Source organism: Xenorhabdus anantnagensis, from assembly GCF_028598555.1.
GTDB lineage: Bacteria > Pseudomonadota > Gammaproteobacteria > Enterobacterales > Enterobacteriaceae > Xenorhabdus > Xenorhabdus anantnagensis.
In genome coordinates this window covers 1-15,528 of record NZ_JAQRFN010000015.1, presented here as the reverse complement: position 1 = coordinate 15,528, position 15,528 = coordinate 1, and the positions used below count along the sequence as shown (strand labels likewise).

The 15,528-nt window shown below is 42.1% G+C and carries 16 protein-coding genes; 7 read left to right on the top strand and 9 right to left on the bottom strand.

Going from position 1 to position 15,528, the window contains the following annotated elements:
* Positions 1 to 50 precede the first annotated feature (50 nt).
* Positions 51 to 602, bottom strand: a complete 552-nt coding sequence (locus tag PSI14_RS12375) for a LeuD/DmdB family oxidoreductase small subunit (protein WP_273576183.1) — start codon at positions 600 to 602, stop codon at positions 51 to 53.
* A complete protein-coding gene (locus PSI14_RS12370) occupies positions 599 to 1,897 on the bottom strand; it encodes a 3-isopropylmalate dehydratase large subunit (protein ID WP_273576182.1) in 1,299 nt (432 codons plus the stop codon). Before PSI14_RS12370 ends, PSI14_RS12375 begins: the two co-directional genes overlap by 4 nt.
* A gap of 281 nt (positions 1,898 to 2,178) precedes the next feature.
* On the opposite strand from PSI14_RS12370, the gene PSI14_RS12365 reads away from it, so the two are divergent.
* The gene (locus tag PSI14_RS12365) at positions 2,179 to 3,096 is read left to right on the top strand and encodes a LysR family transcriptional regulator (RefSeq protein ID WP_273576181.1); all 918 of its coding nucleotides are present in this window, start codon (positions 2,179 to 2,181) and stop codon (positions 3,094 to 3,096) included.
* Positions 3,097 to 3,161: 65 nt separating this feature from the next.
* Here the strand turns inward: PSI14_RS12365 and PSI14_RS12360 are convergent, their stop codons facing one another.
* The 3 genes from PSI14_RS12360 to PSI14_RS12350 form a co-directional block, all read right to left on the bottom strand.
* Entirely contained in the window at positions 3,162 to 3,941 is a 780-nt protein-coding gene (locus PSI14_RS12360; RefSeq protein ID WP_273576180.1) for an L-threonylcarbamoyladenylate synthase, read from the bottom strand.
* A gap of 40 nt (positions 3,942 to 3,981) precedes the next feature.
* Positions 3,982 to 4,467 (bottom strand): YbhB/YbcL family Raf kinase inhibitor-like protein, encoded by a 486-nt coding sequence (locus PSI14_RS12355; protein WP_273576179.1) that lies wholly within the window; start codon positions 4,465 to 4,467, stop codon positions 3,982 to 3,984.
* 314 nt (positions 4,468 to 4,781) lie between these two features.
* A complete protein-coding gene (locus tag PSI14_RS12350) occupies positions 4,782 to 5,726 on the bottom strand; it encodes a siderophore ABC transporter substrate-binding protein (protein WP_273576178.1) in 945 nt (314 codons plus the stop codon).
* Between the two features lie 1,151 nt (positions 5,727 to 6,877).
* Here PSI14_RS12350 and PSI14_RS12345 point away from each other — a divergent pair.
* The 3 genes from PSI14_RS12345 to PSI14_RS12335 are packed head-to-tail and all read left to right on the top strand — an operon-like array spanning position 6,878 to position 9,567.
* On the top strand, positions 6,878 to 7,570 hold the full coding sequence (locus PSI14_RS12345; protein WP_273576177.1) for an LPD16 domain-containing protein: 693 nt from the start codon (positions 6,878 to 6,880) through the stop codon (positions 7,568 to 7,570).
* A 12-nt stretch (positions 7,571 to 7,582) separates the two neighbouring features.
* Positions 7,583 to 8,752 (top strand): cysteine desulfurase family protein, encoded by a 1,170-nt coding sequence (locus tag PSI14_RS12340; RefSeq protein ID WP_273576176.1) that lies wholly within the window; start codon positions 7,583 to 7,585, stop codon positions 8,750 to 8,752.
* The gene (locus PSI14_RS12335) at positions 8,749 to 9,567 is read left to right on the top strand and encodes a class I SAM-dependent methyltransferase (protein ID WP_273576175.1); all 819 of its coding nucleotides are present in this window, start codon (positions 8,749 to 8,751) and stop codon (positions 9,565 to 9,567) included. The genes PSI14_RS12340 and PSI14_RS12335 overlap by 4 nt, the downstream gene beginning before the upstream one ends.
* 85 nt (positions 9,568 to 9,652) lie before the next feature.
* On the opposite strand, the gene PSI14_RS12330 is transcribed toward PSI14_RS12335, so the two are convergent.
* From PSI14_RS12330 to trmB, 4 genes are all read right to left on the bottom strand, one after another.
* On the bottom strand, positions 9,653 to 10,402 hold the full coding sequence (locus tag PSI14_RS12330) for a DUF2884 family protein (protein WP_273576174.1): 750 nt from the start codon (positions 10,400 to 10,402) through the stop codon (positions 9,653 to 9,655).
* Positions 10,403 to 10,494: 92 nt separating this feature from the next.
* Positions 10,495 to 11,421 carry a glutaminase B gene (glsB, locus tag PSI14_RS12325; RefSeq protein ID WP_370688855.1) on the bottom strand — a complete coding sequence of 309 codons (927 nt, stop codon included), beginning with the start codon at positions 11,419 to 11,421 and terminating at the stop codon, positions 10,495 to 10,497.
* A gap of 107 nt (positions 11,422 to 11,528) precedes the next feature.
* Entirely contained in the window at positions 11,529 to 11,855 is a 327-nt protein-coding gene (locus PSI14_RS12320) for a YggL family protein (protein WP_273576172.1), read from the bottom strand.
* Positions 11,855 to 12,574, bottom strand: a complete 720-nt coding sequence (trmB, locus tag PSI14_RS12315) for a tRNA (guanosine(46)-N7)-methyltransferase TrmB (RefSeq protein ID WP_273576171.1) — start codon at positions 12,572 to 12,574, stop codon at positions 11,855 to 11,857. The genes PSI14_RS12320 and trmB overlap by 1 nt, the downstream gene beginning before the upstream one ends.
* 243 nt (positions 12,575 to 12,817) lie before the next feature.
* On the opposite strand from trmB, the gene mutY reads away from it, so the two are divergent.
* The 3 genes from mutY (at position 12,818) to mltC (ending at position 15,337) form a co-directional block, all read left to right on the top strand.
* A complete protein-coding gene (gene mutY / locus PSI14_RS12310; protein ID WP_273576170.1) occupies positions 12,818 to 13,858 on the top strand; it encodes an A/G-specific adenine glycosylase in 1,041 nt (346 codons plus the stop codon).
* Between the two features lie 26 nt (positions 13,859 to 13,884).
* Positions 13,885 to 14,157, top strand: a complete 273-nt coding sequence (locus PSI14_RS12305; protein WP_273553910.1) for an oxidative damage protection protein — start codon at positions 13,885 to 13,887, stop codon at positions 14,155 to 14,157.
* 106 nt (positions 14,158 to 14,263) lie between these two features.
* Entirely contained in the window at positions 14,264 to 15,337 is a 1,074-nt protein-coding gene (gene mltC / locus PSI14_RS12300) for a membrane-bound lytic murein transglycosylase MltC (protein ID WP_273576245.1), read from the top strand.
* The last annotated feature ends 191 nt before the right edge of the window (positions 15,338 to 15,528 follow it).

The following is a 15,528-nucleotide window of genomic DNA, read 5'->3' as shown; positions in this document are numbered from 1 at the left end:
GAAAGGAATTAAACTGCACCTTTTAATTTTCAGGTGCAGTTTATTCCACATTATTTAATTCTTCCTGTCGCGCGAGCGTAAGAAAATAACCCTCCGGCAGATACAATATTGGCAAGTTCACCAATTGGATCAATTTGATATTTCTCACCATTTTTCAGCAAAATGACTGTCTGGTTTTCAATATCAATCTCAATATTGTCCCCTGTGACCAATTTGTCACACAAGCGTTCTTGTGCTGCAACAGGCAATACCTGCCCGGTTGATACACAATTCCGGAAGAATATACGGGCATAAGATTGAGCAAGAACCACCTTTACACCTGAAGCACCTAATGCCGCAACTGCGTGTTCACGCGAAGATCCGCAGCCAAAATTCTGCCCTGCCACAATAATCGGATATTTCGCTTTTCCCTTGCTTTCATCAATAAAAGGCAATGAACCTTCCGGTAATCCACACATCGCCAGTGAAGCCAGTTGGGCATATCCTTCAGGAGTGGAAGGATTGACCTTGAGGTATTCAGCTGAAAGAATCTGGTCAGTATCAATATTATCGGTCAATACATAAACCTCACCCCGAATGATATTTTCCTTTAACTCACTCATAAAAACTCCTCAGGATTCGTTATTTGACCAGTAATAGCGGCGGCGGCAACAGAATAAGGTGAAGCGAGATAAATATTGGCACGTTTATGCCCCATTCTGCCGATAAAGTTACGGTTGGTTGTGGATATCACTGATATCGGATCATTAACACGCCCAAAAGTATCCGGCGGGCCACCACAACAGGCAGCACATCCTGATTCAGAGGAAAGTTTCACTCCTGCGTCACTTAAAATCTGGTAGACAGAAACACCATCAATTTGGGTGGTAATCGTTTTATGAAAAACTTCTTTTGTTGCAGGTACTGCGTAAGTCGGAATGGTCACTTTATGCCCTTTGATAACACGGGCTGCCGCAACAAAATCCTCCAGCTTGCCTCCCGTACAGGAACCAATATATGCCTGAGAAATGGCAACATTAGCGACTTGTTCAATAGAGACGACATTATCTGGAGAGTGAGGTTTGGCAATCTTCGGTTGCATTGTGGAAACATCAATATTTAACACACGGCTATATTGTGCATCCTCGTCAGGGTAAACAATTTCGAAAGGGAGATTATTTCGTTCTGCCAAATAATCCAGAGTCGCCTGATTGGGAACCATAATGCCGTTCTTAGCGCCACACTCAACAACCATGTTGCAAATCGTCATGCGTTCTTCTACCGATAACTCATCAATGACATTCCCACCAAACTCTATGGCCTGATATGTCGCACCATCGACGGTTAATTCTGACAACACGGACAAAATCATGTCCTTAGCCAAAACATGGGCGGGTTTTGTTCCGGTAAAATTTACCCGAATGGTAGTCGGCACCTTGAGAGGAATTTCTCCCGTACCTAGCGCATAAGCGGCATCAGTAATCCCTAACCCAATGGCGAATGCACCAAAAGCACCCGCAGTCACAGTATGCGAGTCAGTACCCAATAATACTTCGCCGGGGCGGGTATGCCCTCCCTCTGCGAGTCCTATGTGACACACACCTTTATAATTGGGTGTTCCTACATCGTAAAAATATTTTATGTTCTGTTCGGCGGCAAATTCACGCATCACCCGAATGTTCTGATTGGCTTGTGAGTCAGCCGAATAGACAAAATGGTCTGGGATTAAAATAAAACGTTCAGGATCCCATATCTTTGCATTTTGCCCGAACTCCTTTTTAAATACGCTGGCTACACCCGGTGTGCAGGGATCGTGAGACATTAGAATATCCACTTTCGCCCAAACCACTTCACCCGGAGTGACTTGTTCACGCCCACTGGCTCGTGCAAGAATTTTTTGTGTAATAGTTTGGCTCATCTCACATGGCCCTCCAAAAGATTAAAAACAGACTCAGTAGATTGTCATCCTAACAAGATTACTACTCCTTAACGTAGGGAAATACCATCGTGCTGTTCACTGTTTCCAGTATGGAACAGTTGTTCACAAAATAGGAAATTCTTACTCATTGAATCCGGCATGATTTTTCTGCATGACCTTTTCGTATGGACAAGCATATGGAAAAGGAATATTAGCGTCTCACTATAGGAAATATGATATGTTACAGAGTGGTTCCCACGAGTAAATCATCAGGTTATTGCATGAATAATATTGAGAATCTTACCTCAATGGTGGTCTTTGCCCGTGTCGTAGAGACACTGAGCTTTACCGAAGCTGCGAAATCATTAAGGCTTTCCAAATCGTCCGTCAGCCGTGAGATTGCACAATTGGAAGTGAGATTAGGTACCCAATTGCTCAACCGTACTACGCGCAAAATTCAAGTAACAGAAGTCGGGATGAGTTATTACCAATACTGTCACCGAATTCTTACCGAAGCCCAAAATGCCGAACATTTTATACGTAATTTCCATGAAGAACCGATGGGAAGTTTACGTTTGATTGCTCCGGTATCCTTTGGCAGTCAATGTATTGTTCCTGCCCTAAATAGCTTTATCGCTGGAAATATTCACATCAGCGTAGATCTGGAACTGACCGACAGAACGATTAATATGGAAGAAGATCAATGCGATATTGCGATCATCATAGGACGTGAAACACCACAATATCCACTTGTCATGCCTTTGATTGATATCACTTGGGGGCTTTACGCGACACCAGACTATATAAGTCAATTTTCGTCAATAGATAAACCCGAAGATCTCCCTCGCTACGATTACCTGCTATTCCGTGGCCCCGCTCATACTATCTCCCTGCCGTTCCGTAAAGAAAGAAATAAGCTGGATATTGAAGTCCGCAGCCGATTTCGCATCAATAACAGTGTGGCATTAATGAGTTCCGCTCTGACTGGGGCTGGTATTGCCTATCTACCCGACTATGTTACTCATGAAGCAGTGGCAGAAGGAAAACTGGTGCGGCTTCTTCCTGAATGGAGCATGGATATTTATCAAGCATGGATTTTGTTTAAATCAGAAAGCACGCTTTCTTCGCGTGTCCAACAGTTTGCAAATTCTTTGCAGCGTAAGTTAAAGCAAGATTTGGAGAGCGGGAAGAACCATTAATGCGGGTACAATCGCACCCGCTAAAAATATCACCTGCAAAAAGCACTGGTAGCCATCAATAGTAATTAATAATAATTGCCGTGACGGTAATCCCAAGTCGTGAAAATGTCGGACATCATCGCCATGATTTTGTTTACATCCAACCCCTTGCGGATTAATACCGGACACGGGGTAATATCGCGCTGACCATTTTGCTGAGGAACTAATTTGCCACTTTCATCTACCATTGCAACCATAACGCCTTGCTCATAACGGGTTTGCTCGGTTTCATTTGGCTGAATAGATTTAACATAGTCATTGGCGGAGATAATCAAATCAGCCCGTTCTTCTATCCTCTCACCGATACATTCAACCAACCCGCGATTGCCTTTACCTGATGGATTTGCTGAGCTGGCAAAAGAAAACTTGCCATATTCTTCCCAAAGTTCTTTTGCCAATATTTCGCCCGGTTTACCAAACTTAATCACGAAACAGCTCGTACCACGCTGATCCATCATCAGTTCTTTAGATCCATCATCTGGGATACGGGCTACTGCTTCTTCCTTCCACGGCAAAATACAGCCTAACAATACATCTTCATCCCAATGTTTTTGATAAAGTTCTTCAATTTCTGCGTTAAGCTGGGCCAACTCTTTCAACTGTTCCAAAGATCCACACAAAACAACACCCGGTTTGTTGCGATTACGCAGCTTAGCTTCAAATTTGCGCTCCAGGCCTTGCGCATCAGATGTCATGATAATGTAGCCAACTTTGGTTGGGCAGACGATCATTCCTCCGTCGTTAGAGAGGATCTCTACTGCTTCCTGCTGTAACCCATTATTCCATTGAATTTTTTTACTGCTCATATTGATACCCTCTACAGGAAACGGAAGAATTATTAATCAGTTAACGTTGGTAGTAACCGGTAATAGAAGCTGTTGCCAAGGTATTGGCTTGGATCATAAAACGCGCAACGGCGTTTGTTGTTTCAGCATCAACTCCCAGTTTTTCTACCGATAAGGCATGTACAGTGAAAATATAGCGATGCGCTTTATCACCGACAGGTGGGCAAGGACCATCGAAACCAATCAGGCCATAATCATTTCTGCTCTGAATCGTGCCGATTGGCAATTTGCTACCATCACTTTGCCCTGCATTTGCAGGTAAAACTTGGGTTTCAATGGGGATATCAAAAGCGACCCAGTGCCAAAAACCACTGCCTGTCGGTGCATCAGGATCATAGACAGTAATAGCAAAACTTTTGGTTTCAGCTGGTGCTTCTGCCCAAGCGAGTTCAGGGGAACGGCTATCGCCATTACCACCAAATTCATTAAATTCATGTTCTTTTTTCAAGAAATCATTATTCTTAAATTCAACTGAACTGATAATCATGCTGGTGTCCCCATTCAATGCCTTTTAAAACATCCTAGCGCAGTTTTTCTCTGCTGCAATACTAGAGCATGATTTTGCCTGATTGTTTCAGTTTAGGAACAATAAGTGAGTCGCGGAAATATTTTGATGGTGTATCTGTTCTCTTTATGTTCTCACAAAACATTCAACCCTCTTAATATTCTGCAAGAATGATCTTAATTAGTTTTTATTTTTTTAATAAATAATAAATTGTTAATAAATAATAAATTACCCCGAAATCTAGATAATTAGATTTCGGGGTAATTTCAGGAAAAATGAATTATTAATTTGCGAGATTATAATGCATCAGCAATCGCATTGACTTGTCGCGTCATACTGTCCAAACCGCCACCAGACAAGTACCAGAGATCAGATTGTAAATACACGATCTTACCGTTTTTGTAGGCATTAGTTGATTTGACTTGAACATTTTCAAACCGATCTTTTTCCAGCTTACCAGCACCAATTGCTTCACTACGATCGATAATAAAAATCACATCAGGGTTTGCGTGTGCAATCATATCCGCTGTCACTGAACGACTTTTGTCTGTGTCTGACTTAGCAGGCAATACAGCACGGGGAGCTTTAATGACGTTATAAACAATAGCTTGATTATTAGGATATAATTCACCAGCATTGTGTAGTAATACCAATACCTTGCTGTTCGCTGCTTTCGCTTTTTCCTGTGCGGATGCAATAGTTTTTTCTAGCTCAGCAGATTGGGTTTTAACTATATCCTGCTTATTAAATAATTCACCTAATAATTTTAGATGACTATCAACGGATGACAGATAATTTTTATTATCGGTGCTTAAATTCACAGTGGGTGCAATTTTCGACAAACGATCATAGGAAGACCCCTGACGCCCTGTAATAACAATTAGATCTGGTTTTATTTCAGCTAATTTTTCCAAATTCGGTTCTTTCATTCCTCCCGCATTGTGCATACTTGCAGGCACATCACTGCGTACATATTCAGGTAGGTTATCGATAGGTAGTGCAATCACTCGATCAGATAACCCCAATTTCGCCATCGAATCATAAGTTCCAAAATCGAACAAAACAACGCGTTTTGGATTCTTTTTGACTTGAGTTTCACCGGAAAGATGCTTTACCGTGACATAATCGCCAGACTGAGCTGTTACTGAATTTGGTGTAAATAATTCTGATGATTGACTGAATGCAGAGTAACTGGTAGCAGAAAGTAATGATGCAATAATAATTGGCAGGATTTTTTTCATTTTCACACCTAAATTGAACCTATTAGTAAAAGATGACTTGCATTCTAGGTGGCAGTATTAATATGTCAACAAAATAAGAATCAATTTCATATTGATTCTTATTTGCTTTAAAAGCAATCAATTTATTTTATACAGGTAATAGTTAAGTTGCACTTCTTATCACAATTCAGAAGCTTGATCAGACGCAATCACAACAATGTCTTCTTCATCCGCAACAACAATATCGCCATTATCAACGGTAATACCATCTCATATAACGGCAACTTGAAGAGTGTCCAATTTTTCTTTTTTACCGATTTGGGCACATTTCTTCTGGTAAAAAATCCGTTTAATAACCTATAAATCAAAAACACTAAGATAATATTTTTTAAGGCTTAGATTATTAGTTATTTTAATCCATAAACTTTAAGTATATTTTGTCATTTACATTCCTAATACCCAAGTGTTTTGGTTAGGTATGCCCTGAACAACTGGGAAAGCTTCCTATACTTTCTAAAGAAAATAATCTTCTTACAAAGAATTGCATTCATTTTGGTAGAAAATATCTTTGTCATGATTAAATATTTTCTAGAAACAATCACAATATATAATAAATCAGCATGAAATCACTCCAATGTACGCCATATAAATTACGCACATGAAAAATAAAAAACACCTAGTAAACGCGCTAATGATTTACCGTAAAAACATACAGAATCAATTTTTAATGTTAATGCATATAAAATATTATAAAAGTAACACTAATAATAAATTCATTTAATTGTTAGCTAATTATTTATATGCAAGTATATGAACAATTATCTATCAAATAGATAATTAATAATGCTATAGGAAGGGTGTGCATAATGAGTGAAATTAAGTGATCCACAAACAAAAGTTGAAACGGTTCATACTACTTTCAGTAGCTATAGCACAGCCTTTAACTTACTAATAAACCAATAAAATAAATATAGGCATATATGCGACAACTCAATATCACAAATAGTCACCGTCTGGTTCAATCCGAAGCTGAGCTACTTGAGCTTATTCTAACCGAAGTAACTAATACGTCACATCCGGATCTCGTCATCATGGCAGGGCATTTCATGCTTTTCCTCGATGAAGAGCAAAAGCGCCTTGTTCCGGGGATCATCGAAGAAAATATCTCACCCATGCGCGAAAGAATTGCGCGACGTGTAGGCATTTTTCCGGGATACACCTGGGAACTTGGTGTTCGGATTGCAGAGCAGCTTGAGCCACAATTCGACGCAATAAAATTCCTGCTACTCATCAATGATTGGCAATATGTTTCGCACGACAGCGGTTCTGCATCCGAATTAAGGCAGGCCTTCTACGAGAAACTCAGCACGATTCCGGCTTCGTACAAATCTGTCTTAGAGCGCAGTGGACAGTTTTCTGAGCAGAACATACTTGCCAGCCGAAAACATCCTATTGCCTACCCGGAAACTTGGCTGAAATACCGATTCCAAAAAAGTGCCGACAAGTTTGTCAAAGCAGGACGCTTGGAACGTCGCGTTCTTGATAATGGCCCTAATCCCGGAACCGAAGTCTCCCTTGTGGATGAAAACGGCGACTATAGACCTCTTATTACCTGTGGCGTTACTGGGTGTGCAGGGGAAATTACCGAAATGATAGCTGAGGTCTATAATGCGCAGCATCGTCTTCTGGTTATCTTTGCCCCCGGAGAGTGCTTCCAACCCGTCAAAACAGGAGTAAGTACAGCTCTCTCCCTGTATGAACTGTCTGGCATGAAAGTCATCGTCGCAGATCCCGGTGGAAGCGGAGAAATGCAAACAGAAGAGATCTTTTCGAAACTCGTTAACGTTGAGGTTTTCACCTCTTGACGGAGAGTTGTTATGAATATCAATGAAAACGCTAATGGCATCATTTATCTGGATCACTGTGCTACAACGCCATGTTTTCCTGAAGTTGCTGATATCATGCGATCTTACATGGACAATGAATTTGGTAACCCGTCTTCTTCTCATGTGATGGGGCGTCGTGCCCGACATGCTGTCGAATGTGCAACTGAGCAAGTTGCATCACTCATCGGTGCTCGTCCAGAAGAGATTGTTTTCACATCAGGTGCCACAGAAGCCAATAATATCGCACTTTTCTCCAGTTTTGCTCACAACGAACGTGCTCCTACGGGAGCACTGCTTTGCCCCATTGACCATAAGTCTGTGCTATATGTTGGCAAAGAATTAGCTCGTCGGGAACTGACAGTCGACTACCTCCCTGTTACAGCTAATGGTCAAGTAAAACCAGAAGATGTTATGGCTAAATTGACGGCTGACACCCGCATTATCAGTGTTGCTCATGTGAATTCTGAACTAGGTACAATTCAGCCGATAGATGAGATAGCGGAGATCACACGTCAATCAGGCACTTGGTTACATGTAGATGCCGTCCAGTCCGTTGGAAAACTTCCCATGAACGTTAAAGACTCTGGAATTGACATGTTATCACTTTCCGCCCACAAGCTGCGGGGGCCAAAAGGAATCGGGGCACTCTTCGTCGATTCACGCATAGCGAAACATTTAAGGCCTTTTATCTATGGTGGCGGCCAGAATCATTTGCGCAGCGGCACCTTGCCAACATCGTTGATTGTAGGGTTCGGTCTTGCATGCCAGATGGCTCAATTGAACCTTATGCAACATAAAACAAAAGTCACGGCGCTGAAAGACTATTTCGTGACTCGTCTTTTGCAAAAAGTACCAAATGCTGTGTTGAACACAGAGCTTTCTTGCAGTTCACCCTATATTGTGAACGTTCGGTTTGAAGGCATTGCTTCGGAAGCACTAATATCCGGCTTGCATCAAGTAGCTATATCGTCAGGCTCTGCTTGCAACTCCACAGAACTACAACCCTCATACGTTCTCACAACTGTCGGCTTAAGCGCTGCTCAAGCTGGTTCATCAGTTCGTTTTTGTCTAAGTCCGGATCTTGACAATGATGTATTAGATACCGCAATCGAACACCTTGTCTTCCGATTAAATTCAATTCGTTTGGAGAACTATCCATGACCATACAAGCCTCTTCCCCAAGCTCTGGTTTTTATGAGCGAGCTTTCGGCAGTTTTTCTTCTAAAGCTGTCTCCGAAGTGCGCAAAGAAACCTATGGAGAAGATTTGGGACAAAACAACTGGTCCTCTGTTGATGAATTTAGAAAGTTTTCGCAATGGCTTAAATTATCCGACCGCTCGCATGTGCTAGATGTATGTAGTGGATCTGGTGGTCCCGCACTGTTCCTGGCGAAAACCAGCGGCTGTAGCGTGACAGGTGTTGACATTCATCCTGATGGCCTTCTCACTGCCAGACAACTTGCGATAGATTTCGAACTGCAAGACCGCTGCAACTTTGTTGACAGTGACGTTCGTCAGCCTTTGCCATTTCCTGATGGCACTTTTGATGCACTATGGTGTATCGACTCTGTGATTCATATTTGGGATCGATTGGCCCTGCTACGTGAATGGTATCGGCTACTGAAACCAGGTGGGCGGTTTTTATATACCGATCCCACATTGGTAACGGGTATGCTCAGTAAAGAAGAAATTATGTTGCGGGGTACACCGGGTTATTTCCTCTATAGTCCGGTAGGATTGAACGAACGCTTGATCAAAGAAGCTGGCCTTTGCCTTGAAATGCAGGAAGACCTCACACAAAGCGTTGTTGATCTGAGTGAACGCTGGCGTGTTGCGCGTGAAAAACGTAAGGAACAGCTCACCAGAATGGAAGGTGACGGAGCGTTCAAGAATATGCAGAATTTCTTGTCCACCACTCAATTAATTTCAATTGAGCGAAGGCTGTCCCGTGTAGTCTTTGTCGGTTATCGCCCATGACAGCTTCTTATTTTTGTCAGATAGATTAGCTGTCTTAACTTCTGGAGCATATTCAAATTAACTATTGCCGGGCTGAATGCCCGGTTTATTTTTTAATGCCTTGAATAGAACTCATAAGGCTAATACGCTGTTGTTCTAAGTTACTGGCTTTGCTACACGCTTCCTCTTTTAAGCGCTTCAATTCCTTTTCCTGCCTTTTCCATTCAGCATCAAAGCCATTTTGCATTCCACCCAATCCACCGAGGAGAGACATTAACACCTGTTTGCCGTCACCATTTTGATTGCTATTTTTACGGCTCATTTCGTTAATGCTATCCTGCAAAATACCACCAAGGCTCTGCTCGATAAGTTTTTTACCTTCGGATTCTACTTGTTTGGCTGCCTGAGCGTTGAACATAAAACCATCAGCACGAGTTTTAATTACTTTATCAATTTGTTTATTGAGCTCAGATTCCAATTGAGATAAACGGTTGCGAACATTACTTTCTTTACCCATCGTTTCAACAACTACTTTATCTAGCGACAGCCGGGCACTCGCCAAATGACTCTGCGCTTCTTTCTTAACCCACGGTAAATCCTGACGAATTGTTTGCTGGTATTGCAGAGCCTTGCTACGTTGTTTTGTACTCAATGGCAACGTCTTACCATCACGTGTTATGGAACCATCGGGCAGTATTTTCAGGCTTCCACTAGCCCCTGTAATTTGGACAGAATTTGGCGTGACAATAATGTCATCATTAAACGTCACATGACATTCAGAACTCGCCTGTGCCTGAGTAACAACTACCTGAGACGCAAATAACAATGAGGCAGCAATCGTGATTCTGCGGAACATACATTCTCCTGATTTCTTTTGCGTGTTTCTTTTGCATATTTATTTTGTGTAATAGCATCTTGTGTAATAGCTTCTCATCAGCACGGACAAAATTAAAAAATAGAACGTCCAATACGCCCGGCCAACTTTTCCAGTGCCGCACAACCTGCCAATGAGTTACCGGATTTATCCAACTCAGGAGACCACACTGCTACAGTGAATTCTCCGGGGACAACACAAATAATTCCACCACCAACACCCGATTTTCCTGGCATACCGATCCTGAATGCAAATTCACCGGAACCATCGTACATACCACACGTCAACATAAGAGCATTAATCTGGCGAGTTTGTCGAAGGCTCAAAATTTGTTGACCAGAACCAATCATGCATCCTTGGTTAGCTAAATAAATAAAACATTGAGCCAATTCAACGCAATTCATTTTTAAAGCACAGTATTGGAAATACGTTTGTAGAACCGTAATAACATCATTCTCAAAATTACCGAATGATTTCATCAGGTAAGCTATCGCGGCATTGCGACTGGAATGATCCATTTCTGAACGGGCAACGGCATCATCATAGCAAATGTCTTTTTGACTGGTGAGGTTGCGGACAAATTCCAGCATTCTATGCTTAGGTGCACTCAAACGTGATTGCAGCATATCGCAAATAATCAATGCTCCCGCATTAATAAAAGGATTGCGGGGAATTCCCTTTTCTAATTCCAACTGTACTAATGAGTTAAATGGCTGCCCCGACGGTTCCGTACCTACTCGTTGCCAGATATCTTCTTCCTTATAACGTGTCATCGCTAATGTTAAGCTCAACACTTTAGAAATCGATTGGACAGAGAAGCGTTTTTCTGCATCTCCCGCTTTAAAAACCTGCCCATCTACCGTACAAATGGCCATCGCCAAATTATTTACCGGAACTTCCGCCAGAGCAGGAATGTAACCTGCTACTTTTCCTTGACCAATCAAAGGGCGTACTTCTTCTAAGATATCTGCCAATAACGAATTAGAGAACCTTACCTTCACCACTTTCTCTCCAGACAAACAGGGCTCCCCAAGGAGCCCCTGCATACAGCGTTATTTTTGCGTAATAGCCATTCTTGCGCAATGTGCTATTTTTATGCAACAGCGAATCAATCCCACCACACATCAAACAATTCTGATGTGACAACCTCTTCCATACCGCGATCTTTCAACCAATTCTCAACCAATTGGCAATGTTCTTCAGTACATTTGCCGGTTTTTTGCAGGCAGACGATACCTTCCCATTGCAAATAACCACTGGCATCCAGAGCAAGGCCATTTGGCTCAATCAGCTCTTCAATCAAGGCATCCACCGTACTATCAACAACCTCAACGGATGTATCAGCCGGAAAATTCCACTTTACAGAAAAACCCAATTCCTGAAACTCATCAATATGCAATTTTTTACGCAGACGACGACTACGGTTTTTAGCCATTATTTTATCCTCTCAAACATTAAATCCCATACGCCATGACCTAACCGCTGACCACGCATCTCAAATTTCGTGACCGGACGCGAATCAGGACGTGGCACATAATCACCGTTTTCCGATAAGTTGCGATACTCTTCTGCTGCACTCATCACTTCCAGCATGTGCTCTGCATATGGCTGCCAGTCGGTTGCCATGTGAAAGACACCACCGATTTTCAGCTTATTTTTAATCAATTGAGCAAATTCAGGCTGCACAATTCTACGCTTGTTGTGACGAGCTTTATGCCATGGATCAGGGAAGAAAAGCTGAACCATCTCCAGACTCTGATCTGGGATCATATTGTTCAACACTTCGATAGCATCATGACACATGACACGCAGGTTATTGAGCTTCTCTTCTTCCGCAGATGCCAAACACGCCCCAACTCCCGGCGCATGAACTTCGATCCCAAAAAAATTTTTCTCTGGATTTTGGCTTGCCATCGTCACCAATGATGTGCCCATACCAAAACCAATCTCCAGCACTACCGGAGCTTCACGACCAAAAAGCTCTTCCATATTGGGCATTTCTGCCTGATAGTCCACACCCATCTTCGGCCACACATTATCAAGCGCTTGCTGCTGGCGACTTGTTAACCGTCCCTGCCGACGCACAAAACTGCGGACACGGCGCAACGCTCTGCCGTTTTCATCATATTCCGGTGAAATTACGTTATTTATCATGGTACTTTTTGTCAGTTTTAAAGGCTTTTGTTCAAGCGCCCGGGACTTTATATACCGCAGGATTGTCCAAAGAGAGCGCAATTATGCAAAGATGGCTGAGTTTATCAAGTTCAGTGTCCATAAGCACAACTTTAATGCTAGTTTGCGTAACGCTTCGAAACAAAGTTCGGGTTTACACTGAGGTTACACTATGTTGCAATCCTGTTCACGAAACAATAACCAGATATAAAGACAATTATTCTAATGATAGAAGCTGAGCAATTTTCACAGGTGGTACTTGAATGGTATCACCGCTATGGTCGCAAGACTTTGCCGTGGCAATTGGAAAAAACATCCTATCACGTCTGGCTTTCAGAGGTGATGCTGCAACAAACGCAAGTCGCGACGGTCATTCCCTATTTCCAAAAATTTATTTCACGTTTTCCCGACGTTGCTTCTTTGGCTGCTGCACCACTGGATGAAGTTCTCCATTTGTGGACAGGTTTGGGATATTACGCACGTGCTCGTAATTTGCATAAAGCGGCGCAACAGATTGTGACATTACACGACGGCAATTTTCCGACGACATTTGATGATGTTGTTGCCCTGCCCGGCGTAGGGCGTTCGACTGCCGGAGCCATTCTTTCACTGTCTCAAGGCAAACATTTCCCTATTCTTGATGGTAATGTGAAGCGTGTTTTAGCTCGCTACTATGCCGTTGACGGCTGGCCGGGGAAAAAAGAGGTTGAGAACCAGTTATGGGATATCAGCACTCGCGTTACCCCTAAACAAGGCGTCGAGTATTTTAATCAGGCAATGATGGACTTGGGTGCCATGGTTTGTACCCGCAGCAAACCAAAATGTGAAATTTGCCCACTTAATTCAGGTTGCATTGCTTACGCCAATCATAGCTGGGCAAATTATCCGGGGAAAAAACCGAAGCAAAGCATCCCTGAAAAAACCGCTTACTTTTTATTAATGCAACATGGTAATACCGTTTGGCTAGAACAGCGCCCACTTTCTGGTATTTGGGGGGGGTTATTTGCTTTCCCACAATTTGCTGATCAGGCATCACTGGAACAATGGCTGAAAAATTCAGGCATCTCTCACAGTAAACTTGAACAACTGACAGCATTCCGTCATACATTCAGTCATTTTCATTTAGATATCGTCCCCATTAGAATTGATATTTTATCTTTTGATTCCTGCATGGATGAAAACAAAGGACTTTGGTATAACTTACGCCAGCCAGCAATGATTGGATTGGCAGCTCCCGTTGAATACCTTTTGCAACAATTGGGTTAATTTACCCACTATTTTGAGGATTAATTATGAGCAGAACTATTTTTTGTACTTTTTTGCAACGAGAAGCCGAAGGCCAAGATTTTCAGCTCTATCCCGGAGAATTGGGCAAGCGTATTTTTAATGAGATTTCTAAAGAAGCATGGCAACAATGGATGGGTAAACAAACCATGCTGATTAATGAAAAAAAGCTAAATACCATGAATCCAGAAGATCGCAAGCTGCTTGAACAAGAGATGGTAAAATTCCTGTTTGAAGGACATGACATTCAAATCGACGGTTATACACCACCGGAACAATAATATTACTGCTCGATTGGCATAATAAGAGCCATTTTGTATGGCTCTAAACTTGAGCATTAATAAAACCTCAATATCCAACAGCATTAATATCCAACGGCATTGTAAAATGAAAAAACTGCTGGCTCTGATTCTCCTCACCCCACTTTTAATTTCCTGTTCTAGCAAAAAAGATATTGAATACAATGAAGAATACGTAAAAGACACCAATGGTTTCGATATCTTAATGGGACAATTTGCCCACAATATTGAAAATATTTGGGGTTTGCAGGAAGTTTTAATTGCAGGCCCAAAAGATTACGTTAAATATACCGATCAATATAAAACCCGCAGCCATATTAATTTTGAGACGGGAACGATTACGATTGAAACCATATCTCCAATTGAACCTGATGAGCATTTACGCAAAGCGATCGTGACTACTTTACTGATGGGAGATGATCCGGGAACTATCGATCTTTATTCGGATGCCAATGATATTCAGATCAGCAAAGAACCGTTTCTATATGGGCAGGTTTTAGATAATAGTGGTGAACCTATTCGCTGGGAGTGGCGCGCACGTCACTTTGCCAATTATCTGATTCAAGATAAATTGCAAAAACGCCAGTCGGGGTTACACGTTATTTGGTCAGTCACTATGCAGTTGGTTCCTAACCATTTAGATAAACGCGCTCATAAATATCTCCCTATCGTCCGTAAGGCATCTATCAAATATGGCGTTGATGAATCCCTAATCCTTGCCATCATGCAGACTGAATCCAGTTTTAACCCTTATGCCGTTAGTCGCTCTGATGCTTTGGGGCTTATGCAAGTAATGCAACACACAGCCGGACAAGATGTTTTCAAGATGCAAGGAAAGTCGGGCCAACCTAGCCGTAGTTATCTCTTTGATCCTGAGAACAACATTGATGCTGGCACAGCCTATTTATCAATATTGCAAAATACATATTTAGGTGAAATCAAAAACGCTACCTCACGCCGATATGCCGTTATCACTGCTTATAATGGCGGTGCAGGCAGTGTCTTGCGTGTATTCTCCAGCGATAAGAAAAAAGCAGCTCAGCTCATCAACTCAATGAAACCGGGCGATATTTATGAAACACTGACCAATAAGCATCCTTCTGCCGAATCACGTCGCTATTTAATTAAAGTGAACAATGCGCAGAAAAGCTATCGCAGGTAATTGATATCAAATTATTTTATAGTAAAGAAATAACAAATGGAGAGGTGATTATCTCTCCATTTTGTTTGGATTTATAGCTTGTTGTGTAATTTAAAAGCATATAAATAAATTTATGCAGAAAATGTTTGACGGACTGGGCTGAATACGGTTTAATGCGCCCCGTTAGCCCGGATAGCTCAGTCGGTAGAGCA